24 protein-coding genes and 1 tRNA gene are annotated in these 23831 nt (G+C 72.6%); 18 read left to right on the plus strand and 7 right to left on the minus strand.

Annotated features, from left to right (window positions below; genetic code table 11):
* Positions 1-58: 58 nt before the first annotated feature.
* On the minus strand, positions 59-613 hold the full coding sequence (locus tag ABEA93_RS19510) for a 3'-5' exonuclease (RefSeq protein WP_345676897.1): 555 nt from the start codon (positions 611-613) through the stop codon (positions 59-61).
* Positions 614-690: 77 nt separating this feature from the next.
* Between ABEA93_RS19510 and ABEA93_RS19515 the strand changes: the two genes are divergently transcribed.
* The 3 genes from ABEA93_RS19515 to ABEA93_RS19525 all read left to right on the plus strand — a co-directional run bounded on the left by ABEA93_RS19515 (position 691) and on the right by ABEA93_RS19525 (position 3527).
* Positions 691-1629 (plus strand): TIGR03564 family F420-dependent LLM class oxidoreductase, encoded by a 939-nt coding sequence (locus ABEA93_RS19515; RefSeq protein WP_345676898.1) that lies wholly within the window; start codon positions 691-693, stop codon positions 1627-1629.
* A 79-nt stretch (positions 1630-1708) separates the two neighbouring features.
* Entirely contained in the window at positions 1709-2398 is a 690-nt protein-coding gene (locus tag ABEA93_RS19520; protein ID WP_345676899.1) for a hypothetical protein, read from the plus strand.
* Positions 2399-2909: 511 nt separating this feature from the next.
* Positions 2910-3527 (plus strand): CGNR zinc finger domain-containing protein, encoded by a 618-nt coding sequence (locus ABEA93_RS19525; protein WP_345676900.1) that lies wholly within the window; start codon positions 2910-2912, stop codon positions 3525-3527.
* A gap of 29 nt (positions 3528-3556) precedes the next feature.
* Here ABEA93_RS19525 and ABEA93_RS19530 read toward each other — a convergent pair whose 3' ends face one another.
* Positions 3557-4732: an amidohydrolase family protein gene (locus tag ABEA93_RS19530; RefSeq protein WP_345676901.1), complete on the minus strand. Its 1176-nt coding sequence runs from the start codon at positions 4730-4732 to the stop codon at positions 3557-3559.
* 56 nt (positions 4733-4788) lie between these two features.
* A complete protein-coding gene (locus ABEA93_RS19535; protein ID WP_345676902.1) occupies positions 4789-5112 on the minus strand; it encodes a nucleotide pyrophosphohydrolase in 324 nt (107 codons plus the stop codon).
* 126 nt (positions 5113-5238) lie between these two features.
* Here ABEA93_RS19535 and ABEA93_RS19540 point away from each other — a divergent pair, with 126 nt between their 5' ends.
* Positions 5239-6018 carry an exodeoxyribonuclease III gene (locus ABEA93_RS19540; protein ID WP_345676903.1) on the plus strand — a complete coding sequence of 260 codons (780 nt, stop codon included), beginning with the start codon at positions 5239-5241 and terminating at the stop codon, positions 6016-6018.
* Positions 6019-6144: 126 nt separating this feature from the next.
* On the opposite strand, the gene ABEA93_RS19545 is transcribed toward ABEA93_RS19540, so the two are convergent.
* Entirely contained in the window at positions 6145-7320 is a 1176-nt protein-coding gene (locus tag ABEA93_RS19545) for a DUF5925 domain-containing protein (RefSeq protein ID WP_425585011.1), read from the minus strand.
* Between the two features lie 87 nt (positions 7321-7407).
* Positions 7408-7779 (minus strand): GntR family transcriptional regulator, encoded by a 372-nt coding sequence (locus ABEA93_RS19550; protein ID WP_345676905.1) that lies wholly within the window; start codon positions 7777-7779, stop codon positions 7408-7410.
* A gap of 158 nt (positions 7780-7937) precedes the next feature.
* Here ABEA93_RS19550 and ABEA93_RS19555 point away from each other — a divergent pair, with 158 nt between their 5' ends.
* The 5 genes from ABEA93_RS19555 (at position 7938) to ABEA93_RS19575 (ending at position 12338) form a co-directional block, all read left to right on the plus strand.
* Positions 7938-8240 carry a hypothetical protein gene (locus tag ABEA93_RS19555; protein ID WP_345676907.1) on the plus strand — a complete coding sequence of 101 codons (303 nt, stop codon included), beginning with the start codon at positions 7938-7940 and terminating at the stop codon, positions 8238-8240.
* 148 nt (positions 8241-8388) lie between these two features.
* Positions 8389-9405 (plus strand): NAD-dependent epimerase/dehydratase family protein, encoded by a 1017-nt coding sequence (locus tag ABEA93_RS19560; protein WP_345676908.1) that lies wholly within the window; start codon positions 8389-8391, stop codon positions 9403-9405.
* Between the two features lie 102 nt (positions 9406-9507).
* Complete coding sequence (locus tag ABEA93_RS19565) at positions 9508-10740, plus strand: sensor histidine kinase (protein ID WP_345676909.1); 1233 nt, start codon at positions 9508-9510, stop codon at positions 10738-10740.
* Positions 10741-10907: 167 nt separating this feature from the next.
* The gene (locus tag ABEA93_RS19570; RefSeq protein ID WP_345676910.1) at positions 10908-11609 is read left to right on the plus strand and encodes a response regulator; all 702 of its coding nucleotides are present in this window, start codon (positions 10908-10910) and stop codon (positions 11607-11609) included.
* A 198-nt stretch (positions 11610-11807) separates the two neighbouring features.
* Positions 11808-12338 (plus strand): hypothetical protein, encoded by a 531-nt coding sequence (locus tag ABEA93_RS19575; protein ID WP_345676911.1) that lies wholly within the window; start codon positions 11808-11810, stop codon positions 12336-12338.
* Between the two features lie 43 nt (positions 12339-12381).
* Here ABEA93_RS19575 and ABEA93_RS19580 read toward each other — a convergent pair whose 3' ends face one another.
* Together ABEA93_RS19580 and ABEA93_RS19585 are read right to left on the minus strand one after the other, a co-directional pair.
* A complete protein-coding gene (locus ABEA93_RS19580; RefSeq protein ID WP_345676912.1) occupies positions 12382-12819 on the minus strand; it encodes a CBS domain-containing protein in 438 nt (145 codons plus the stop codon).
* A gap of 237 nt (positions 12820-13056) precedes the next feature.
* A tRNA-Arg gene (locus ABEA93_RS19585) sits at positions 13057-13129 on the minus strand.
* Positions 13130-13354: 225 nt separating this feature from the next.
* Here ABEA93_RS19585 and ABEA93_RS19590 point away from each other — a divergent pair.
* The 9 genes from ABEA93_RS19590 to ABEA93_RS19630 all read left to right on the plus strand — a co-directional run bounded on the left by ABEA93_RS19590 (position 13355) and on the right by ABEA93_RS19630 (position 23795).
* Entirely contained in the window at positions 13355-14422 is a 1068-nt protein-coding gene (locus ABEA93_RS19590) for a Gfo/Idh/MocA family protein (protein WP_345676913.1), read from the plus strand.
* Between the two features lie 597 nt (positions 14423-15019).
* Positions 15020-16657: a GTPase domain-containing protein gene (locus tag ABEA93_RS19595; RefSeq protein ID WP_345676914.1), complete on the plus strand. Its 1638-nt coding sequence runs from the start codon at positions 15020-15022 to the stop codon at positions 16655-16657.
* The gene (locus ABEA93_RS19600) at positions 16654-18195 is read left to right on the plus strand and encodes a GTPase (RefSeq protein WP_345676915.1); all 1542 of its coding nucleotides are present in this window, start codon (positions 16654-16656) and stop codon (positions 18193-18195) included. The genes ABEA93_RS19595 and ABEA93_RS19600 overlap by 4 nt, the downstream gene beginning before the upstream one ends.
* A 231-nt stretch (positions 18196-18426) precedes the next feature.
* Positions 18427-18879, plus strand: coding sequence for a single-stranded DNA-binding protein (gene ssb, locus ABEA93_RS19605; RefSeq protein WP_345676916.1), 453 nt, complete (start codon positions 18427-18429; stop codon positions 18877-18879).
* 38 nt (positions 18880-18917) lie between these two features.
* Complete coding sequence (locus ABEA93_RS19610; protein ID WP_345676917.1) at positions 18918-19373, plus strand: hypothetical protein; 456 nt, start codon at positions 18918-18920, stop codon at positions 19371-19373.
* 194 nt (positions 19374-19567) lie between these two features.
* On the plus strand, positions 19568-21232 hold the full coding sequence (gene ettA, locus ABEA93_RS19615) for an energy-dependent translational throttle protein EttA (RefSeq protein ID WP_345676918.1): 1665 nt from the start codon (positions 19568-19570) through the stop codon (positions 21230-21232).
* A 90-nt stretch (positions 21233-21322) separates the two neighbouring features.
* The gene (locus ABEA93_RS19620) at positions 21323-21730 is read left to right on the plus strand and encodes an acyl-CoA thioesterase (RefSeq protein WP_345676919.1); all 408 of its coding nucleotides are present in this window, start codon (positions 21323-21325) and stop codon (positions 21728-21730) included.
* Positions 21731-21737: 7 nt separating this feature from the next.
* Positions 21738-22469 (plus strand): DUF8185 domain-containing protein, encoded by a 732-nt coding sequence (locus ABEA93_RS19625; RefSeq protein WP_345676920.1) that lies wholly within the window; start codon positions 21738-21740, stop codon positions 22467-22469.
* A gap of 111 nt (positions 22470-22580) precedes the next feature.
* A complete protein-coding gene (locus tag ABEA93_RS19630; RefSeq protein ID WP_345676922.1) occupies positions 22581-23795 on the plus strand; it encodes a glycosyltransferase family 39 protein in 1215 nt (404 codons plus the stop codon).
* Positions 23796-23831: the final 36 nt, after the last annotated feature.

Consider the following 23831-nt stretch of genomic DNA (forward strand, 5'->3'; position numbering starts at 1 on the left):
GCATTTTTCCGGGGCGGCCGGGGTCCGGTTCCGCGCCCCCGCCTTGCCGCCTGCGCCGTCAGCGGCCCCGGCCCAGCACCCCGGCCAGCAGGGCCGCGATGTTCCACGCGTCGTCCGCGCCGCGGTGGTGGGTCCCCTCCAGCGGCAGTCCGGCATGTTCCAGCGCGGCGGCCATGCCGAGTTCGCGGGGGAGGGCGTGCGCGAGCGAGAACAGCGTCTTCACGTTGAGGTGCCGGGTGCCGAACGGGTAGGCGACCCCCAGGTCGCGGCACTGCCGGTCGAACTGCTGCCGGTCGTAGTCGCCCCAGCTCGCCCACACCCGCTGATGGCTGCCGAACTCGCCGCGCAGCAGCGCGCACGCGTCCGAGAACGGCATGCCGCCTTCCACGTCCTGCTGGGTGAGCGTGGTCAGGCCCGTGCAGAAGGCGCTCACCGTGGACCGCTCCGGCCGGACCAGCACACCGTGCTTGGCGATCCGCTCGCCGGTCGCCACGTCGAGTTCCGTGAGGCCGATCTCGATGATGTCGTTGGCCTGCCCGTCCGGCACCGGACCGTCCCAGCACGTCGCCTCGACATCCACCACCAGGACCCGGTCCAAAAGCCGCTTCACCATGGCGTGATCCAAGCAGCCCTGGTACCACTCCGATACCGGATTTCCAGCGGCGGAGATCCACGCGGAAAGGGCTGCGTATGCGGATCGGCGTGTTCATCGGGGACGTGAGCGGCGGGCGTACGAGTATCGCCGACCTGGTCGAACGGGCGCGGTGGGCCGAGGACAACGGCTTCGCGGCCGGCTGGCTGCCGCATATGCCGTGGAGTCTCGACGCGCTCACCGGGGTCGCGCTGGCCGGACAGGCCACCGCGCGCATCGAGCTGGGCACCGCCGTGGTGCCGACGTACCCGCGGCATCCGATGGCGATGGCGCAACAGGCGATGACCGCGCAGGCCGCGGCGGGCGGGCGGCTCACGCTCGGGATCGGGCCGTCGCACCCCGGCGTCATCGAAGGCATGTACGGGCTGAAGTACGACCGGCCCGCCGCGCACGTCCGCGAATACGTCGAGGTGCTCCGCGCCGCGCAGCGCGGCGGGATGGAACGCATCAGCCACCACGGCGAGTTGTACACGACCGAGGCGCTCCTCGACGTGCCCGGCGGCAGCCCGTACCCGATCCTGGTCGCGGCCCTCGCGCCGCTGATGCTCAAGCTCGCGGGCGAGCTGGCGGACGGCACGATCACCTACTGGGCGGACGAACGCGCCGTCGGCGACCACATCGTCCCGCGCATCACCGCGGCGGCGGAGGCCGCGGGCCGCCCGGCGCCGCGCGTCGTGGTCGGGCTGCCCGTCGCGATCGTCGACGACGCGGACGCGGCGCGGGAGAAGGCCGCACGGATGTTCGCGATGTACGACAGCATCCCCGCCTACCAGCGGGTGTTGACGCTCGGCGACGCGGGCGCGCCCGCGAACGTGGCGCTCATCGGCGACGAGAAGACCGTCGCGGCCCGTCTCAAGGCCTACGCGGACGCGGGCGGCACCGACCTGATCGCCGCCCCGCTCGGCCTCGGCACGGACCGCGCCGAATCTCTGGCCCGCACCGAGGAGTTCCTGATCGCGCTGGCGGGCAAGCCATGACCGGATCGTGGCGCAGTGCGGACGAACACGAGGGAAACTGCGCGGATATCCGTACTGACATAGTGGGAAATACCTCGCTATGACGACCACTTCCGAACGCTTCGACGCTGCCCACCCGCGGCAGTCGACGCTCGCCGAGCGCTTGGCGCACGTCCGCTGGATCGCGGGCGGCACCGGCGCCGGCAAGAGCACCGTGGCCGACCGGCTCGGTGAACTCTTCGATGTCACCGTGGTGCACGGCGACCCCGCCGAACCGGGGTGGATAGCCCGGTCCGGTCCCGAACACCCCAACCTGTTCGCGCTGTCCCGGCTCCCGCCGGGCAGCTTCTGGGCGGGCCGGACCGCCAGGCAGGCCTACCACGCGACGCCGAGCGTGCACGGCGAGACGCTCGCGCACCTCGTGCAGGACCTGCTCGCCCTGCCCGCCGACCGGCGCATCCTGGTCGACTACTTCGGCGTACTGCCGCGCCACGTCGCGCCGTTGCTGTCCCGGCCCGGCCAGGCGGTGTTCCTGCTGCCGACCGCGGAATGGCGGCACGGCGTCATGCTCGGCCGGCACGGCCCCGTCGTCGACGAGGTCCTGGCGAAACGCCTGGTGCGGGACGGGATGTGGGATGCGCGTGTGCGCAAACAGGCGCACCGGCTCGGCATGCCGGTGATCTCCGTCGACGGCACCCGCTCGGTGGCGGCGACGGCCGCGGAAGTGGCGGAACACCTGGACCTGGGCCCGGCACACGGCCCACGCGACTCAGGGCAGGGCGGGCACTAGCGGAAAAGCACATCCCGGGCGGCGGCAGGGGGGGGGGTAGCCGCCGCCCGGGACCCGATACCGCCACGGGGGGCGTATCGGCCGGACACGTGGCACGCCTAGGGGGGAGTTGGGCGTACCTGAGTCCGGGGAGCGCGGTGGTCACGGTGCGTTGCGCACGCGACCACGAATCGGTGGGACAAGTCGTGAATGCCCCCTATGCACGACAACATACCGTGCGGGGTGTTTGGATCCCGTGACGGCGCGCGGTGGTGCCGCCGAAGCGCGGCAATCGCGTACGGCCGCCCGGCCTGCCGGAATTCCCATGGCCCACCCCCGGCTGCCGCGGGCCCCCGCCGCGTTGCAGCACCCCGTCAGCCTGGCAGACGGCTCCGCGGGCGGGCATCCCACGCGTGGAGTATCCGTACCGCGGATGTCTCGTTCTGGCGGAGGACCGAAGCCCTCGCCGAGTGCGCCCGGCACCGCTGTTCCACCAGGAAACATGGTTGGAGTGCCCGGTTACCATTAGCCTATGGAAGCGACGATCCTCCCGGCCGCCGACGGCAGCGGCGCCCCCGCCTTGGGCGAACCGCTGCCGGTCGAGTTCGGGAACACGTGGTACGCGGTGCGCGGCACGCAAGGCGGCCACCGCGATGCGCTCGCGACCCCCGAATCCCTCGCCGCCTGGCTCGCGGAACATGCCGAGGCCTTCCCGGACGGCGTCGCCGACGCCGCGCTGGCCGGACTCGCCGCCGCCGACCTGCCGCGATACGCCGCGCTGCGCGACGCGATCCGCAGCCTGTCCCGCACCGTCGTCGACGGCGCCGACCCCGACCCGCACGCGATCGCGGTGCTCAACGACGCGGCCGCGGCCGCGCCGCGCGTGCCGCGGCTCTCCGCCGGCCCGGGCGGGGCGCTGACCGCGGTCGAGGTCGCCGCGCCGCATCGGCTGGCCGCGCTGTCCACCCTCGCCGCCGGCGCGATCGCGCTGTTCGGCGGCGGCGAACGCGCCCGGCTCCGCGCCTGCGGCGGGCCGGGCTGCGTGCTCTTCTACGTCAAAACCCATCCGCGGCGCGGCTGGTGCTCGGCCGGCTGCGGCAACCGGGCCCGCGTCGCCCGCTACCACGAGCGGCACAAGGACCAGCCGTAACGCGGATCTGCCGCGGCCGGGGGCAGACCCTAGGCCGGGCGCGGTGTGTTGAGTTCCTCCGCGTTGCCGCCCATGATCTTGGCGCGGGTTTCCGCGTCGAAGTCCTTGACCTCGGTCTCGTAGTCCAGGGGGTTCGGCAGCGCCTCGATGTGCGGCCAGTCGGAGCCGAAGACGACCCGGTCGGCGCCCATGAGTTCGACCGTCTCGTGGACGTCGTCCTCCCAGAACGGGTTGATCCAGATGTGGCGCTTGAACGTCTCGACCGGGTCCTCGGGGAACAGGCCCGGCACCTTGCGGTTGACCGAGCGCAGCTTGCGGAACAGGTCGCCGAGGAACTCCGAGCCGTTCTCCACCGACACCACGCGCACGTTGGGGAAGCGGTGGAAGACCCGGTCGAGGATCAGCGACGCGAGGAAGTCGTAGATCGGGCGCTCCATCGTCCACAGCATGGTGACCGACGGCTTGCCGTGCCCCTTGAAGTCGGTGGACAGGCCCTGCTTGCGGCTGTAGCCGTTGGCCGAGTAGCCGCTGTCGCCCGCGTGCACGACGACCGGGATGCCGGCCTCGTTTACCCGGGCCCAGAACGGATCGAACACCGGGTCGCCCGGCGTGAAGGGCCCGTCGGCGGTGGTCGGCGCCGCCGGGCGCATGCACACCACGCGGCAGCCGTTCTCCAGCGCGCGGTCCAGGTCGGCGAGGGCGGTGTCCAGGTCGGCCAGCGCGATGTACGGCGCGGCGAAGATCCGGTCCTGGTAATTCCAGCCCCAGTCCTCCTCCAGCCAGCGGTTGAAGGAGCGGAACAGGTGGCCGACGGCCTTCGGGTCGTGCTTGAGCGCGTCCTCGTAGATCATCCCGAGGGTCGGGAACAGCCAGGTCTTGTCGAGGCCTTGGGTGTCCATCACCTGCACGCGCGCGGCCGGGTCGCGGTATTCCGGGCGGATCGGCTCGCGTTCGCGGAGGAACTCCAGCGGGTTGCGGCCGTCCGGGTTGCCGCGGAAGTACTCGGCCATCGCGCCGGCTTTGGCGATCGGGTCGAACGTCGGGTTCACCACGGCGTGGTTCACCTTGCCGCCGATCACGTGGTACTGGCGCCCGTTGATCTCGCACCACTGGATGACGCTGCCGCCGAGGCGCGGGTCAAGGTGGCGGGTGAACGCGTCGAGCGCCTCGTAATAATGGTTGTCTGCGTCAAAGATGATGCCCATGCCGGTCATTGTGCGGCGAAGGGGTGGCCGAAACAAGGTAAGGGTGTCTGTCTTTTCTACGGCTCCGGGACCGGGTGCTTCACCGCGTTCTTGACCATCTTGTCGCGCAGCGCCTGCGCGAGATCGACGCCCAGGCTGTCGCACACGTTCAGCAAGTACGCGAACACGTCGGCGACCTCCTCGCGCACGTGCTCGGCCGTCTCCGGATCGGCCATCACGTTCGCCGCCTGCTCCGGCGTGAGCCACTGGAAGATCTCCACCAGCTCGGCGGCCTCCACACTCAACGCCATGACCAGGTTCTTCGGCGAGTGGTACGGCTCCCACCCGCGCTCCGCGGTGAATTCGCGCAAGGCTCCGGTCAACTCCGTGATGGCGTCCATGCGCCCCAGTCTGCCGCGCGCGTGCCGACGCCACGGTGTCGGTGGGCCGGGGGACAATAGGGCGGTCGGACGCACGCACACGCGTGGACAGCAGCGGACACCAGCGGAAAGGTCGGTCACGGTCGCATGAGGGTCGCCACCTGGAACATCAACTCGGTCGGGGCCCGGCTGCCGCGGCTCCTCGAATGGCTCGAAGGCAGCGCGCCCGACGTGCTGTGCCTCCAGGAGCTGAAGTGCGCCGCGGACGCGTTCCCCTACGAGGCGGTGCGCGAGCTGGGCTACGAGACCGAGGCGCACGGCGACGGCCGGTGGAACGGCGTCGCCATCCTGTCCAAGGTCGGCATCACCGACGTGGTGCGCGGCCTCGACGCCGGCCCCGCCTACGAGGACGTCCAGGAGCCGCGCGCGATCTCCGCGACCTGCGGCCCGGTACGCGTCTGGTCGGTCTACGTGCCCAACGGCCGCGAGGTCGGCCACGCGCACTACCAGTACAAGCTCGACTGGCTCGCCGCCCTCAAGACCGCCGTCGCCGACGACGCGGCCGGCGAGCGCCCGTTCGCGGTGCTCGGCGACTTCAACGTCGCCCCCACCGACCGGGATGTGTGGGACATCAAGCTGTTCGACGGCGCCACCCACGTCAGCGCCGCCGAACGCACCGCGCTGGCCGAGCTGGAGAAGACCGGCCTGACCGAGGTCATGCCGCGCGCCCTCAAGTACGACGTGCCGTTCACGTTCTGGGACTACCGCGAACTCGGCTTCCAGAAGAACAAGGGCATGCGCATCGACCTGGTGCTCGGCAACGCCGGCTTCACCGGCGCGGTCACCGACGCCTACGCCGACCGCGAAGCCCGCCGCGGCAAGGGCACCTCCGACCACGCCCCGGTCGTGGTCGACCTGGACCTCTGAGCCCGCCGACCCTTCGGCCCCACCGCCCCCACCGCCCCCTTTGACCCTTTGGCCTAGGGGGCGACGGCAAGCGGCCGCGGCCCGACCTCCCGGTCGGGACCGCGGCCGCACGTGCCGTGAGTCGGCTCAGAGATACATGCCGTCGCCAATCGGCGGCCGGTGCGCCTCCACCGGCGACCCGCCGTTCTTCAGCGCGTACAGCTCGGCCAGCGTCGCCGACCCGCCCACGCCCTGGGACGTGCCCAGCCACGCGGACGCCTCGGAGTACTCGAGCGGCCCCACCTCGATCTGCGCCAGGCACCGGCCCGGCCGCACCACCGCCGGATGCAGCGCACCCAGCGACTCGTTCGTGGTGATCGCCACCAGCACGTTCCGGCCCTGCCCGAGCAGCCCGTCGGTCAGGTTCAGCAGCCGGGACAGCGCCTGCCCCGTCGACCGCTTCGCCTCGCCGCGGATCAGCTCGTCGCAGTCCTCCAGCACCAGCAGCCGCCACTTGTTCTGCTCGGCGTCGTCCTCCTCACCGGTCCGGCCGATCGCCACATCCATCAGATAGCCGGTGTCGCCGAACAGCGCCTCGGGATCCAACACGCAGTCCACCCGGCACCAATCCCGCCACTCGCGCGCCAGCGACCGCAGCACCGTCGTCTTGCCGGTGCCCGGCGGACCGTGCAGCAGGATCAGCCGCCCCGCCACGTCGTCCCGGCCCACCGCCATGAGCTTGTCGAACGCGGACGCCGTCGCGCCCGCGTAGTTCCGCCGGATGGAATCCCACGGCGCCGCGGCGATCGACCGCGTCGTCCGGTACGGGCCGCGCCGCGCCGAGTGGTACCAGAAGCCCATCGGCACCGCCTCGTCCTGCGGCTCCGGATCGGCCTTGGCGTGCTTGACCGCCTTCTTCAGCACCGCGCGCCCGGTCTTGGCGTCTTCCGCGGTCACCGTCACCTCGCCGCCGCCGCTGCGCCACACCACGGCACGCAGCGTCCAGCCTTCGCCCGCGGCCAGCGTGGACCGCCGGTCGTCCTCCTCCGCGGAACGCAGCACCTTCGCGCCGCGAGGCACCAGCTTGGCGCCCGGGCGGATCCGGTCGAGGCGCACGGTACTCGCCCACGGCTGGCGGCCCGAGACGAACTCGGCCAGCGTGAGGGCGTCGATCACGTCGTAGGGGGTGTCCGAATCGTCGAGGCCCAGGGCATACGGCAAGGTCCGGGACGGGTCGAGGGGGGCCGCGGGATCCCGCGGCTCGCGTCCGCCGGGTTCGGCGGACTCCACCCCATGGATCCGGGCCGGCATCTGACGGGGCATGGACATGCATCGATCATCCGTGCCTCCGGGGCGCACGTATAGCGGTTTTGCGGAAAACCGCCGTGCAAGCGCTCCGGAACCGGTTCGCTACGCCTCCGCGAACTCGGCCCGCAGCGCCGTCACCGCGGCCGCCAGCGCGGCATCGTGGCCCAGCCCCAACCGGCGGGTCTTCCGCGCGAATTCGGCCGCCGCGGCGGCCGCCTCGCGGTGCGCGGTGTCGCCGACCGCGGCGACGAACGTGCCGTTGCGGCCCCGCGTCTCGACCACGCCGTCCGCCTCCAACTCGCGGTAGGCGCGCGCGACCGTGTTGACCGCGAGGCCGAGTTCCGCGGCAAGTGCGCGCACCGTCGGGAGCTTCGTGCCGGTCGGCAGCGCGCCGCCCCGCGCCTGTTCCGCGATCTGCTCCCTGACCTGCTCGAACGGCGGTGTCGCGGAGTGCGGGTCGAGGGTGATCTCCATGCCCGCAAGTCTGACGCACCGCGCGCGCTGCCACCCGGGTGCGGAACGGACCGGCGCGTCGGATCCGCGGTCCGCCCCGTGTCCGCCGCCCCCGTGGAATCGTTCCGTTGGTATCGATACGCGGACAACCAGCAACCGGGCAAGGGGATGACACGCGCATGACCACCGCCGCCGACCACCGCGAGCACACCCACCACCAGCACGTGCACGGCGAAGGCTGCGGCCACGTGTCCGTGCCGCACGGCGACCACATCGACTACGTGCACGACGGCCACATCCACCGGGTGCACGACGGCCACGTCGACGAATGCACCACCGGCGCCCACCAGGTCCACGACGGGCACCACCACACGCACGGCGAGGGCTGCGGCCACGTCGCCGTGCCGCACGACGACCACGTCGACTACATCCACGACGGGCACCGCCACGCCGCCCACGGCGACCACTGGGACGACCACTAGGCCCTGCCCGCATGGCGCGCGACCGGCCGCCCCCGGGCATCGGAACGCCGCACGGGCCGGCTGTCCAGTCCGTTCCCCCGACCGCGTAATCCGTTCGCGGGAAGGCGAACCCCGGGAACCAGGGCGTCCGAGGGGGCAGTCTCGGCACATGGACATTCTGGTGATCGGCGGCTCGGTCTTCGTCGGCCGGGCCCTCGCCGAAACGGCGCTCGCCCGCGGCCACTCCGTCACGACGTTCAACCGCGGCCGCACGGGCACCGACGTGCCCGGCACGGAAAACGTCCGCGGCGACCGGACGGACAAGGACGACCTCGCGCGGCTCGCCGAGGGCCGCACCTGGGATGCCGTCGTCGACGTGTGCGGCTTCAGTCCGCGCGTCGTCGGCGACGCCGTCCGGGCCCTCGACGGACACGCGGACACGTACGCGTTCATCTCCAGCATCTCCGCCTACCCGGACTGGCCGGGGGCCCGCGTCGACGAGAACTCCCCGCGCTTTCCGTGCCCGCCCGACGCCGAAGCGGGCGACGGCAGCTACGGCGCCCTCAAAGCCGGCTGCGAACGCGCCGTCGAAACCGGCTTCGGCGGCCGCGTCCTCGTCGTCCAACCCGGCCTCATCCTCGGCCCCCACGAGAATGTGGGCCGCCTGCCATGGTGGCTGCGCCGCATGGCCGCCAGCGGACGCGTCCTCGCCCCCGGCGCCCCCGACCGGCCGATGCAGGTCATCGACGTGCGCGACCTCGCCGCGTTCGTCCTCGACGCCGTCGAGGCAGGAAAGACCGGCCGCTACCTGGCCGGCGGCACACCCGACAACACCACCGTCGGCGAATTCCTCGGCGCCTGCGTCCAAGCCGCCGGATCGGACGCCGAACTCGTCTGGGTCGACGACCAATTCCTCCTCGACCACGACGTCGCCCCGTGGACCGAACTGCCCCTGTGGGCACCGCTCACCGACGACCTCGCCGGCGTGTGGCTTTCCGACTCCGCGAAAGCCGCCGCCGAGGGCATGACCTGCCGCCCCGTCCCGGAAACCGTCGCCGACACCTGGGCCTGGTACGAAGCCGCCGGACTGCCCGCCGAACTCCCGAGCTACGCCACCCATGCCGGCAGCCAAGGCATCGACCCGGACAAGGAACGGCGCATCCTCGCCGCCTGGGACGCCCGCTGACCCGCCGTTTCCCGGGCCGCCGACCGGCCCGGGGAACGGCCCGGGGAACGGCCGTCCGCCTCGGTTCCCGCCCGGCGGCCGGGCGCCGCGTAGGGTGACGCCGTGCGCCCGATACGAGCGGTCCGCGGCCTCCCCGGCCGGCTGCCCGCACGGGTCTTCGGCCTGCCCGGCGTGGACTTCGCCCTCGCCCTGGCCATGCTCCCCGTGCAACTCGTCGGCGTGTTCATCGTGTCCGTGCCCGTATACGTCCTCGACACCGGCGGCGGACCCCCGAAACGCCTCGAAGGCACCGAAGTCGACTGGCTCGCCTACCTGCTGCTCGTCGGCGCCGCACTGACCCTCGCCCTCCGCACCCGGACGCCCCGGCCCGCCCTCGTCGCGGAAAGCGGCATCCTCGCCGCCTACCTGGCCCGCGGCTACCCCGTCGGCCCGATCGTCCTGCCGGTCATGCTGTGCCTCTACAGCACCGCCGTCGCCGGACGCCGCCGCCAAACCACGCTCGCCGCGCTCGCGTTCGTCGCCGCCGCCTGCGGCCTGTGGGTGCCGCGCATCGCCCGCATCCTCGACACCGCACCCACGTTCGTCGGCACCGTCACCGTCTTCTACGCCGTCGTCCTCGCGATCTTCGGCGGCCCCGTGCTCTTCGGCGAACTCGTCCGGTTCCGCCGCGAAGCCGACGAGGCCCGCGTCGCCCAGGCCATCCGCGACGCGGAACGCCGGGTCGCCGACGAACGCCTCCGCATCGCCCGCGAACTCCACGACGTCGTCGCGCACAGCATGGCCGGCATCGCCGTCCAAGCCGCCGCCACCCTGCGCATGCTCGGCGACCCCGACCCCGAAGTCCGCGACTCCCTCACCGCGATCCGCACCGCCAGCCGCGAAGCCCTCGGCGAACTCCGCGCCACCGTCGGCATGCTCCGGGACAGCGGCCTCACCGAAACCGACGGCCTGGAACGCCTCGACACGCTGATAGCCGCCGTCCGCAAAGCCGGCGTCCCCGTCGACCTCGAACGCTCCGGCACCGAAGTCCCGCTGGCCGCGCCCACCGGCCACGCCGCCTACCGCATCGTGCAGGAATCCCTCACCAACGTGCTGCGGCACGCCGGGCGAGGTGCGACCGCGCAGGTGAAGGTCGCGTACGGTGAGAACGAACTGCTGCTCGAAGTCGTCGACGACGGCCGCGGACCGGCCGGACTCCCCGGCTCCGGGCACGGCCTGTCCGGCATGCGCGAGCGCGCCGAAGCGGTCGGCGGCACCGTCGCCGCGGGAGCCGCCGGACCGGACCGCGCCGGGTTCCGGGTCTCCGCCCGCCTCCCGATCGCCGCCTCCGGGTGACCGGACCGCGGTTGCGGATTGCACAGGACCGCAGAGGGCTGCCCGGGACTGCCCGGGACTGCACCAACCGCATCGGACGGGACCGGACGGGATCGGACGGGATCGGACCGGATCGGACCGGATCGGACCGGATCGGACCGGATCGGGGCGAAGGGGCTGAGGAGGCTGTGGTCATCCGCATCGGGCTCGCCGACGACCAGGCGCTGGTCCGCACCGGCTTCCGCGCCCTGCTCGGCACCGAACCCGACTTCGCGGTGGTCGGCGAGGCCGCGGACGGCGGCGCCGCCGTGGAACTCGCCCGAGAGCGGCGCCCCGACGTCCTCCTCATGGACATCCGCATGCCCGACGTCGACGGCCTCACCGCGACCCGCCGCATCGTCGGCGATCCCGAACTCGCCGGAGTCCGCGTCGTCATCCTCACCACCTACGCCGAAGACGCGAACGTGTACCGCGCGCTCCGCGCGGGCGCCAGCGGTTTCCTCGTCAAAGACGCCGAGGTTGAGGAACTCGTGCAAGCCATCCGCGTGGTCGCCCGCGGCGACGCGCTGCTGTCGCCCGCGATCACCCGGCAGGTCATCGCCATGTTCGCGCGCAACGACGTCCGGCCCGACGCCCCCGCCGCCGACGGGACCGCGCCCGACACCCGCCCGGACGCGCGCCTGGACGCGCTGACCGACCGCGAACGCGAAGTCCTCGCCGCGGTCGCCGCCGGACTGTCCAACGAGGAGATCGCCCAGCACCTCGGCATGAGCAAGTACACCGTCAAGACGCACCTGAGCCGCATGCTCGCCAAACTCGCGGTCCGCGACCGGGCGCAACTGGTGATCGCCGCCTACGAGACCGGCTTCGTCCGCCCCGGCGGCACGTGACCGGCCGGCGGACGGGGGCGCGTCATGCCCGCGCCGTAGTTCTCGCGCCGTACCCCGCGCCCCGGTACCCCGCGCGGCGCAGCCCCGGAACCCTCCGCACGGGCGACGCACCGCGCCCCGCGGCGCGGAAGGATCACGGAATCCGGCCCGGCGCGCCGACCGTCGGCCGCCCCACGGCGAGAAGGGTGAGCGCCCGCCATGCGCCTCGACGACATCCTCCCCGAATGGCACTACCGGGAGCGGCACGTCATCGAAATCGACGCCCCCGCCGACGTGGTCTTCCGTGCCGTCGCGGACGTCACCTGGCACGAGGTGCCGGTGTTCCGCACCCTCATGGGCCTACGCCGCGGCGGCACCCCGCAAGCGCAGGCACGCATTCTCGCGAGCATGGCGGACGGCGGGTTCACCGTGCTCGACCGGCTCGGCAACGAACTCGTCCTCGGCACCCTCAGCCGCACCCGGTTCCGCGGCGCCGCGCCGCTCCCGGCCGGGGAACCCGCGGACGGGTTCCGCGGCTTCACCGCCCCCGGGCACTGGAAGATCGCGGTGAACTTCCACCGGCGCGGCTCCACGGTGTCCACCGAAACCCGCGTGTGGGCGACCGACGAACGGGCCCGGCGTGCGTTCCGCCCCTACTGGCTGGCGGTCCGCGGCCCCAGCGGCATGATTCGCCGCGTGTGGCTGCGGGCGGTACGCGAACGCGCGCACAACGAACCGGTGTTCCTGTGAGGGTTCCTGCGGCGCAGCGGCCCGGCATGCGGGCGGCGGGTGGTCAGGCGGTGGCGTACACCTTCTCCACGAACTCGGCGATCTGCCGGTCGGTGACGTTCCGCGCCAGGTCGGCTTCGGTGATCATGCCGCACAGCTTGTGCCCGTCCGCGGTGTCGATGACCGGTATACGGCGGATCTGGTGCCGCTCCATCATGTCGAGCACGTCGGTCACGTCGGCGTCGGCGTCGCACCAGTACAGCTCGCCGCTCAGTTCCCCGGCCTTCGTGGTTGCCGCGTCGTGTCCTTCGGCGCAGCAGTACAGCATGATGTCGCGGTCGGTGATCAGGCCCTTGAGCCGCTCGTCGGTGCCGCAGATCGGCACACACCCGACGTCCAGGTCCCGCATCATGCGGGCGGCGTCCTGCAGCGAGGCGTCTTCCTTCACGCATTCGGCACCGGCGTGCATGACATCGCGGGCTTTGAGGTTGGTGGTGTCCATGAGAGGCGGTCCCTTCGGAGGAACGGCCGGGGCTCTCCGGTCACAGCAGGGCGCCGTGACAAACGCCACGCGGCCTCTTCCAGCCTAGGCCGAACCGGGCAATCCGCCTGATATGCGCCGACGGGTAGGCGTGCCGGGCAACGGCCGGACAGGCCTTGGCAAAGATTTGTCGGACCGGCGGGAACTCGGCAACAACGCCACGCGTCATGGGTGTCACCGAGTGCAGTGTGTGCTGTGTGCCCCCGGCAGGAATCGAACCTGCGACCAAGTGCTTAGAAGGCACCTGCTCTGTCCGCTGAGCTACGGGGGCGGGGCGAGAGGATCATGCACGGGATCCGGCCGCGGCACAACACAATAGAGGCGCGTCCCCGTAGTGCTGCCCGCGCCGCATCGACCGTTACCTGATCAGACGCAGTTGGCGGCCAGAATGTGATCAGACGGGAGCATGGTTCCCGGCAAATCGGACAGATGGGTTCGGCGGGCAATTGCCGTGCCCGCCGCGAGGCCACCGGCGAGACGGCGAGGACGTACGGACATGACGGGCACCACCACCAAGCCGCTGCGCGCGGCACTCCTAGGGTACGGACTCGGCGGGGCCGCGTTCCACGCCCCGTTCCTCGCCGCACTGCCGGACTTCGACCTGGCCGCCGTGGTCACCGGCAACCCGGAGCGCGCCGCCGAGGTCCGCCGCCGGTACCCGGACACCGACGTCGTCGCCTCCGCGGCGGAGCTGTTCGGCCGGGCCGCCGACTTCGACCTCGCCGTGGTCACCGTGCCCAACCGCTTCCACGCCCCGCTCGCCCGCGAAGCCCTCGACGCCGGCCTGCACGTCGTCGTCGACAAGCCGTTCGCGGGCACCGCCGCCGACGGCCGCGACCTCGCCGCGCTGGCCGCGGCCCGCGACCGGCTGCTGTGCGTCTTCCAGAACCGCCGCTGGGACGGCGACTTCCGGACACTGCGCGGCCTGATCGACCGCGGCGACCTCGGCGACGTCCTGCGCTTCGAATCCCGCTTCGAACGCTGGCGCCCCGAAGCCGCCCTCGACGCGTGGAAAGAGGACACCGACCCGGCGGCCCTCGGCGGCATCCTCTACGACCTCGGCAGCCATCTGATCGACCAGGCCGTCGCGCTGTTCGGCAAGCCGCTCTCCGTCTACGCCGAACTCGAACGGCGCCGCCCGGGCGTCGGCGTCGACGACGACACCTTCATCGCGCTGTCCCACGCCGGCGGCGAACGCTCCCACTTGTGGACGAGCGCCGTCGCCGCCGACCTCGGGCCGCGCCTGCGCGTCCTCGGCAGCAAAGCCGCCTACGTGAAGTACGGGCTCGACGTCCAGGAAGCCGCCCTCCGCGCGGGCACCCCGGCCGCGGGCCCGGACTGGGGCACGGAGGAACCGGGCGCGTGGGGCCGCATCGGCACCCCCGGTGAAACCGTGCCCGTGCCCACGCTCCCCGGCGCCTACCAGGACTTCTACACCGGCATCGCCGCCGCGATCCACGACGGCACCCCGCCGCCGGTGCCGCTCACGGAATCGATCACCGTCCTGGAGGTGATCGAAGCCGCGCAGCGGTCGGCGCGGGAGGGATCGGCGGTGGAGTTGTAGGACGGGGCGGGCGGCTTGGGCGCTTTTCGAGGCCCTGCGTCCGGGTGGTCGCGGGGCCGATCCGGGTCTGCGGTGCCTTCGGGCCCACGGCGCTTCGGGCCGGGCCCGGGGTACTTCAGGCCTCCGCGGCCCGAGGGCTTCGGGCCCAAGCCGCTCCGGGTCTGCGGTGCGCCGGGCTCACGGCGCTTCGGGCTCGGGGTGCTCGGAGGCAGGGTTGGTGGCGCTCGCTTGTGCGGGCTTCGGGGGGCGTCCGGCGTGGGAGCGCCGAGGCTCCGTTGGCCGACCCGGCCCGCCGCCCCACCACCACCCCATCGCCCGACCAACCCGTCACCCCACCGCTCCGCGCCCCACGATCCACAGCCCCGCGACCCGCCGCTCCGCCGATGCACCCGCCGTCCGCTGCCCTGTCGGCCCATCGCCCCGCCAAGCGGCCGAACCGTCCGGCGGCGCCCCGCGCCGTCCGGTCGCCCCGGGCTCCGGCGCCGCCGTCTCGCCCGCACGACCCCGTCGACCCCTTTTGTTCGCGCGATCGTCACCGGAACGGATGGGTGATTTTCCCGTGGATCGGGGGATTGTTCCCTTCGTGGTGATGGCGCGGTGATCCCGGGAAGCGGCGGACTGCCGGGTGCGGCGGCGTGGGTGCGGGACGCGGCCGCCGGCGTACGGCTCCCGCTCGACCTGCCGGGGGCCGACGAAGCGCGGCGTACCCGGCGGGAACTCGTCGCCCAGCTCGACGACTACGTGCTCCCTCGCCTGCGGCACCCGGATGCGCCGCTCGTCGCCGCGTTCGTCGGCTCCACCGGCACCGGGCGCTCCACCCTCGTCAACGCGCTGACCCGCCGCGTCGTCAGCCCGCACGGCGTCCTCCGCCCGACCACCCACGTCCCCGTCCTGGTGTGCCGGGCCGCCGACCGGCACTGGTTCGCGGGCGCCCGCATGCTGCCCGGGCTGCGGCGGATCGCCCCGGGCCCGCGCGGGGAGGCCGCGGAACCCGCGCTCGTCCTGCAGATCGACGAACGGGTGCCCGCCGGAATGGCGCTCCTCGACGTCCCGGATCCGGCGTCGGTGGCCGCCGTCGGCGACGACCTGGCCGTGCGGCACATCGCCGCGGCCGACATCTGGGTGTTCACCACCACCGCGGAACGCTACGCCGACGCCGTCCCGTGGCACCTGCTGCGGGTGGCGCGCGAGCGCGACGTCGAACTCGCCGTCGTCCTCAACCGCGTGCCCGCCGGCGATCTCCCCGAAGTGCAGAGCTACTTCGCGGCCCTGCTGGGCGGTGCCGGGCTCGGCGCCGCGCCCGTCTTCCCGGTGCCCGAGACCGACCTCGCGCACGGACTGCTCGCCCGCGACGTCATCGCGCCGCTGCGCGCCTGGCTGTTCGACCGGGCCACCGATCCGACAATGCGCGGCGCCGTCGCCCGGCGCACGCTCGGCGGCGCGCTCGGGAGCGTGCCCCGGCGCGCCCGGGTCGTCGGACGCGCCGCGCTGCGGCAGCACGACGCGGCGGGGGCGCTGGCGACGTGCGTGACCCGCACGTACTCGGCCGCGGTCCGGCAGGTCGCCGCGGAACTCGCCGGCGGCGCGGTCTTCGGCGGCGAACTGGCCGCCGCGTGGGCACGCTGGGCCGCCGCCGGGCTGCCTACCGACGGGGCGCGGCGGATCGAGGACGCGGTCGTGACGTCGGTGGGGCGGCTGGTGCAGGACGTCGTGGAAGGGGCCGCGGAGCACACGACGGATTGCTGGGCGGGACGGCCCGGGGGTGAGGCGCTGCGCCCCGGGGGCCGGGCATCGGACGGGGTGCCAGCCTCCGGCCCGGCGCTCGCGGGCTTCGCCGCCGCGGGCCCTGGTCCCGCCGCCCTCGCCGCCGCGGCGGCCGAAGCCTGGCGGACCGCCGTCCTCGACGGGCTTCCCGAGGGCACCGGCGACACCGGACGCGCCCTCGCCCTGCTGCTCGTCGCCGCGGTGACCCCCGAAGACCGCCCCGCCGACGACGCCGCGCGGGCCGCGCTGGGCCCGGGCGTGCCCGCGGCGCGCGGCAGCCGCGGACGGGCGCCGGGGCGCGCGACGGACCTTGCGGGCCTGGTCGCGCCCGCGTCCGAGGACCTGCGCGCCCGCGCGGAAACCGTCGTGAATACCGAACGCGAACGGCACACGGCGGCCGTCGCCGCGCTGCGCACCGATCCCGGGCAGGCGCTCGACCAGGCCGTCGAGGAACTGGGGCGGAGCGGATGAACACGGTGCACGACCGGTTCGTCGGCGCGTACCCCGGACACGCGTACGGCACCGAGGAGGAACCCACCCGGCTGCTCGCCCGGTTGTCGGCGCTCGACCGGATGACGGAAGCCGCCGCGGGCCGATTGCCGGACGAACGCCTGCTCCCCGTCAGGGCGTTGCTGGACCGCGCGGATGCCCGGCTGCGGACCGCGCCGCGGCACAGCGCCGTCGTCATCGCCGGAGCCACCGGTTCGGGCAAGTCGTCGCTGTTCAACGCCCTCGTCGGACTCGACCTGTCGCCGGTAGGCGTCCGGCGGCCCACCACCACCGGCGCGGTCTCGTGCGCGTGGGACCCGGACGGCGCCGGGCCGCTCCTCGACCTGCTCGGATTCCCGCGCGGACGGCGGATCCCGCGGCACGGCGTCCTCGACGACGCCGGACCGCTCCGCGACCCGGTGCTGTCCCGGCTCGTCCTCATCGACCTGCCCGACCACGACTCGGTCGAGACCGGCCACCGCGAGGAAGTCGACCGCTACGTCGCCGCGGCCGACCACCTCATCTGGGTACTCGACCCGCAGAAGTACGCCGACGCACTCGTGCACCACGCCTACCTGCGGCCCCTCGCCCAACACGCCGACGTGCTGACCGTCGTGCTCAACCAGACCGACCGGCTGCCCGGCCCGGACGCGGTCGCGCAGGTCACCACCGACCTGCGGCGGATCCTCGCGGACGACGGGCTGGCCGACGTACGGCTCATCGCCACCTCGGCCGCCACCGGCGACGGCGTGCGGGAGCTGCGGGACGCGGTCGCCGGCGTCGCCGCGTCGCGGCGCACCGCGCTGCTGCGGCTGTCCGCCGACCTCGACCACCTCACCGCGTCCTTCGACCGGGTCTTCACCGGCGTGGTCCCGGGGGCGGAGACCTTCGACCCGCCGGTGCGGGACCGCCTCGTGGACGGGATCGCGGGCGCGGCGGGGATCGGCGGGGGCGGCGGAGAGCGGGGCGCGGTGTATCCGATCCACGTCCACGAAGTCGACCTGGCCGTGCGGCACGCCGCCTTCGGCCTCGTCCGCGACCTGCCGCGCCCGTGGGCGTCCGGCGTACGGGAAGCCCTCGCGCACGGGGCACGCCGGGTGCCCGAAGCACTCCGCGCGGAACTCGCGACCCCGGCCGGGCCCGCGGCCGCGGTACCGGCACGGGTGCAGGCGGCGGCCGTGGCGCTGTGGGTCGGCGTGGCACTGACCGTGCTGGGCGTTGTGGGGATCGCGCTGGCCCTCGCCGACATCGAACCGATCGGGCGCGTGGACGGCTGGTACGCCGCGCTCGCCCCGCTCGCGGCCGGGGTGCTGCTCGCCCTCGGCGCGCTGTACGCGGGGGAGGCGTGGCGGTCGGAAGCCGACCGGGACCGGCGGGTCGCCGCGGAACGCGAACTGCGGGCCCGGGTGGCCGGGGTCGCGGACGAGTACCTCGTCGACCCGGCGACGGTCGAGCTGGAACGGTACCGCGAGGCGCACGCGTTCTTCGTGGCGGCACGGGAGGCGTTGCACGTGCACTGAGGTTCGGCCGGGAGGCGCTGTGTGTGCGCTGAGCACCGCGGCGGGGGCCCCTGCCCGCCTTCCGTAAGCCGCCCGGTGTGAGCCCCGCAATCCCTCGATCCGGTGATTCCGTTGTCCACAGGCCGGGGTTGTCCACAGCCTGAGCGCAGCCGGCCCCGGGCTCCGGCCGCTTCCGGGATGGTGAGCGCATCGCGCCCGCCACACCCTCTTCCCCTTTCCCGGAGGCCCGCCGTGTCCGACACCCAGGTCACCCTCGTCGGCAACGTCGTCAGCGACGTCCGCTCCGCCACCACCCTCAGCGGAATCCCGCTGGCCACCTTCCGCATGGCCGTCGCCCCGCGCCGCTACGACCGCGACACCAACCAATGGACCCAAGGCGAATCCACCTTCTACACCGTGGCCGCCTGGCGACGCCTCGCCGAACACACCCTCTGCTCCATCGACAAGGGCGACCCCGTCGTCGTCACCGGCAAACTCCGCGCCCGCGCCTGGCAACGCGACGACCGCCGCCATACCAGCGTCGAAGTCGAAGCCACCGCCCTCGGCCACGACCTCACCCGCGGCACCTCCGTCTTCACCCGCACCCGCCGCCCCGACCCCGACCTGGAGAACCCGTCGGAAGCCACCGCCATCCGCCTCGCCGACCCCACGGAACCCGCCGAGGCATCAGCCCAAGCCGCCTAGCCCGCCGGGAGGTTCGGCCCGAGACCTAGGATCCGCGCATGATGATCACTGCGCGCTACACACACACGTGGAGAACGGCTCTGGGGGCGGCAGGGCTGGCCTTCGTCGCCACGCCCATGGCAGCCCTGCCGGCCGGCGTCGTCCTGTGCGCCGTGGCCAGGTTCTTCACCGACTGGGGCATGTCCCTCACGACCTTCGTCGGTATCTGCCTTACGTTGGTCTTCGCCGTGGTCTTCCTCGCCCGCACGATGGTGAGATCCGGTGAGCTGCACGTGGTCATGGACGACACCGGCTACACCTGCGAACAGGCCGGCAAGATGACCGGCACCGTCACCTGGGCCACCATGAAGAGCGTCTTCCGCGCCTGCGGCTTCGTCATGTTCCGCATGCCCGGCGGCGGCATCGCCGCCGTCCCCGAGAGCGCTTACTCGCCGGCCCAGCTCGCCGAAATCGACGCCTTCATACGTGCCCGCAAGACCCCGCAGCAGGCATAGCCCCAGCCCACAGCCGTCCGCGTACTCCGCGTTCGGCATCCACTACCGAACGTCGGGGGAAGCCGCCCGTCCCCGCCGTCCCGTCCGGTGGCCGGTCGTGCCGCCGTCCGACCCGCGACCGGAATCGTCGTCCGGCCCCGCGGCGTAGGACACTCGTTCCGGAGCGGACAACCACAGACCCTAGGATCGGGAGCATGGCGGAGTACATTTACACGATGCGCAAGACGCGCAAGGCTCACGGCGACAAGGTGATTCTTGACGACGTGACCCTGTCGTTCCTGCCCGGCGCGAAGATCGGCGTCGTCGGCCCGAACGGCGCGGGCAAGTCGACCGTGCTCAAGATCATGGCGGGTCTGGAGCAGCCCTCGAACGGCGACGCGTTCCTGTCGCCCGGATACACGGTCGGCATGCTCCTTCAGGAGCCTCCGCTGAACGAGGAGAAGACCGTCCTGGAGAACGTCCAGGAAGGCGCCGAGGCCACCCTCGGCAAGCTCCGGCGGTTCAACGAGATCGCCGAGCTGATGGCGACGGACTACTCCGACGCGCTCATGGACGAAATGGGCAAGCTCCAGGAGGAGCTGGACCACGCCAACGCGTGGGACATCGACGCCCAGCTCGAACAGGCCATGGACGCGCTCGGCTGCCCCCCGGGCGACTGGGCGGTGACCAACCTCTCCGGCGGCGAGCGGCGCCGTGTGGCGCTGTGCAAGCTGCTCCTCGAAGCGCCCGACCTGCTGCTCCTCGACGAGCCCACCAACCACCTCGACGCCGAATCGGTGCAGTGGCTGGAGCAGCACCTGGAGAAGTACGCCGGCACCGTCGTGGCGGTCACCCACGACCGGTACTTCCTCGACAACGTCGCCCAGTGGATCCTCGAGCTGGACCGCGGCCGCGCCTTCCCGTACGAAGGCAACTACTCGACCTACCTCGAGACCAAGCAGTCCCGCCTCAAGGTCGAGGGCCAGAAGGACGCCAAGCGCGCCAAGCGGCTCAAGGAAGAACTCGAGTGGGTCCGCTCCAACGCGAAGGGCCGCCAGGCCAAGAGCAAGGCGCGCCTCGCCCGCTACGAGGAGATGGCGGCCGAAGCCGAGAAGATGCGGAAGCTGGACTTCGAGGAGATCCAGATCCCGCCGGGCCCGCGCCTGGGCAACGTGGTCATCGAGGTCGACAACCTCAACAAGGCCTTCGGCGAGAAGGTCCTCGTCGACGACCTGTCGTTCACGCTGCCGCGCAACGGCATCGTCGGCGTCATCGGCCCGAACGGCGCCGGCAAGACCACCCTCTTCAAGATGCTCATCGGCCAGGAGCAGCCGGACTCCGGCGACGTCAAGGTCGGCGACACCGTCAAGGTCTCCTACGTCGACCAGGGCCGCGCCAACATCGACCCGAAGAAGACGCTGTGGGAGGTCGTGTCCGACGGCCACGACTACATCAACGTCGGCCAGGTCGAAATGCCGTCGCGCGCCTACGTGTCCGCGTTCGGCTTCAAGGGCCCCGACCAGCAGAAGCCGGCCGGTGTCCTGTCCGGCGGCGAGCGCAACCGGCTCAACCTCGCGCTCACCCTCAAGATCGGCGGCAACCTGCTGCTCCTCGACGAACCGACCAACGACCTCGACGTCGAAACGCTGTCGTCGCTGGAGAACGCGCTCCTGGAGTTCCCGGGCTGCGCCGTGGTCGTCTCCCACGACCGGTGGTTCCTCGACCGGGTGGCGACGCACATCCTCGCCTACGAAGGCGAGTCGAAGTGGTTCTGGTTCGAAGGCAACTTCGAGTCGTACGAGAAGAACAAGGTCGAGCGGCTCGGCGCCGAAGCCGCCCGCCCGCACCGCGCGACGTACAAGAAGCTGACGCGCGGCTGACCCGGCAGCAGTCCCTGCGGTTCCCCCGGCCGATCGCGGCCGGGGGCCCGCGGGCCGGCTCCACCCGAGCCACCACAGAAAGGGCCGAACGTGGCCAGGCACGTGTACCAAGCCACCCTGCGGTGGTCCGATATGGACGCCTACCGGCACGTCAACAACGTGCAGTACCTGCGCTACCTCGAAGAAGCCCGCGTGGACATGATGTTCACCCTGGGCCAGCGCGAGGGCGCCAAGACGCTCGCCGAAGGCGTCGTGATCGCCCGGCACGAGATCGACTACCGGCGCCCGCTGGTCTGGCGCCCCGAACCGGTCCGCGTCGAAACGTGGGTGACCGAGATAAAAGCGGCCCGGTTCCAGCTGGGCTACGAAGTCCTCGACGACGACGGGGTGTACGCCCGCGCGACGTCGGTCCTCGTCCCCTACGACCTCACGGAGACGCGGCCGCGACGGCTCAACGCCGAGGAACGCGCGTACCTCGAACGCTTCCTGGAGTCCTGACCGCAGCATGACCGTGCCGCCCGTACTCCGCCTCGCCGACGGATCCGGAATCGCCGACCTGGCCGGATACCTCGTCCGCCTGCTGCGCTACGACCGCGCGGCAGCCGTCCACCTGCGCGCCGCGGGCGACGTGCTCGCCACGTTCGGCCGCGTCCCGTTCGGCACCGGCACAGCCGGCGTCCTGGCACTGCGCACCAGCGCACTCGCGGCACCCGCGCAGGTCGACGCGACGGTGTCGGCGGGACAACTGCTCGACGCGCTCGCGAAGGCGGACGACGCGGCGACGGCACGGCGGGCGGAGACCCCGCCTGTCGGCGACGTCGAAATCGCCCTCCCCGAGGCGATCACCGGCCCCCCGTGGACCGGCCTCCTCCCACCCCGCGCCGGCTGGTCCCGCGAGGCCTCCCTCCCGATCCCCGCGCTGGTCCACGAAGTCGCCGAAGCCGTCGGCCGTTTCCGCGCCCGCACCGAGGCCCTCCCCGCCCCGGACCGCACCCGCGCCGCCCTCGACCGCATCGCCGAGGACGTCTGGAGCAAGACCCTCCCCGGCGCCCCCGGCACCGGCCTCCCCCTCCGCGCCGCCCACGCCGCCGCCTCGCTCGGCTTCCTCGGCTCGGTCGACGCCGGCACCGACGCCTCCGTGCACGCCGTCGGCGGCTGGCTCCGCCTCGACGGCCCCTTCGGCTCGGTCTTCGTCCGCCGCGCGGGCGGCTCAAGCCTTTTCATACCCCGGCGCTGACGCCGGGTGGTTGCCGCGCTCCGCGGCCGGCACCCGACATCCCCCCATTTTCGGCCGAAGCCCCTATCGTCCTCGATATCGGTCACCAGCTCACCGCGGAGAGCCCCGACGATGAACGCCCCCACCACGGCCACCGCCGACCCGCACCCGCGCACAGGCGACGAGCGCGACAGCCGCCCCCCGTTGAGTTCCCGCCTCCCGCGCCCCTGGGCCTTCCCCCTCCTCGCCTACGCGTCGACGTGGATCCTCACCCTCGGCGTCTGGGCCTGGCTGGGCGACCGCAACGTCGCGCAAGTGCCGTCCGTCGAGCGGCGCAAGTACCACGGCTGGCAGCTGCACTTCGTGTTCAAGGACGCGTCGAACTACCTCGACGTCGCCCGGTTCGGCTACCCGGACCACCTGCCGCTGGCCGCCGACGGCTCGGTCAAGGCCAACAACACGGCCTTCTTCCCGCTCCTCCCCATGCTGGTCAAAGCGGTCGCCGTGCCGCTCGGCGGACGGTACGTGCTCGCCGCGCTGATCGTGTCCGTCGTGCTGGGCGCGGCCAGTGCGTTCGCGGTGTGGAAGCTCGCCGACCACCTGCGCGGGCGCCGGGTCGCCGACCGGGCGGTGCTGCTGTACTGCCTGTTCCCCGGCGCGTTCGTGTTCGGCTACCTCTATTCGGAGCCGCTGGCCGCGCTGCTCGCCGCGTTCTGCCTGCTCGCGCTCGTCAAACGGCAATGGCTGCTCGCCGGAGTCCTGGCCGGTGCCGGTACGGCGGTACGCCCCAACATGGTCGCCCTGTGCGCCGCATGCGCGGTCGCCGCCGCCGTCGCGATCCACCGGGAACGCGACTGGCGGTCGCTGTGGGCGCCGCTGCTGTCGCCGATCGGCGGTGCCGCGTACCTGGTCTGGGGGACCGTCAGATACGACGACGCGCGGTTCTGGTTCAAGACCCAGGACCAGGGCTGGGACCAGCACACCGACTGGGGCGTCGACACCGTCAAGCGCGTCCTGTGGCTCGACCCCGACGTCCGTGCCGAGCCCGCGCAGAACGCCGTGCACACGATCTTCTTCGTCCTGGCCGTGGTCGGTGTCGTCTGGCTCCTGCAGGAGAAGTTCCCGCCCGCCGTCACGGTGTTCACACTCGGTGTGCTGCTGCTGTCGTTCACGGCATCCGCGCAGGGCAGCAAGCCGCGGTTCGTGTGGACTGCCTTCCCGCTCCTCATCGCGGCCGGAGTCCGGTTGCGCGGAAGGGTGTTGGCGGCTGTGCTGGTCGCTTTCGCGGTCGGCTTCGTCTGGCTGGCCGGGTGGTCGCCGCTGCACTACGGGCGGGGCGCACCGTAGTGCGGTGCGGCCCCGTTGTCGGTGGGGTCGCGTAAA

This window comes from Yinghuangia aomiensis, from assembly GCF_039542225.1.
GTDB lineage: Bacteria > Actinomycetota > Actinomycetes > Streptomycetales > Streptomycetaceae > Yinghuangia > Yinghuangia aomiensis.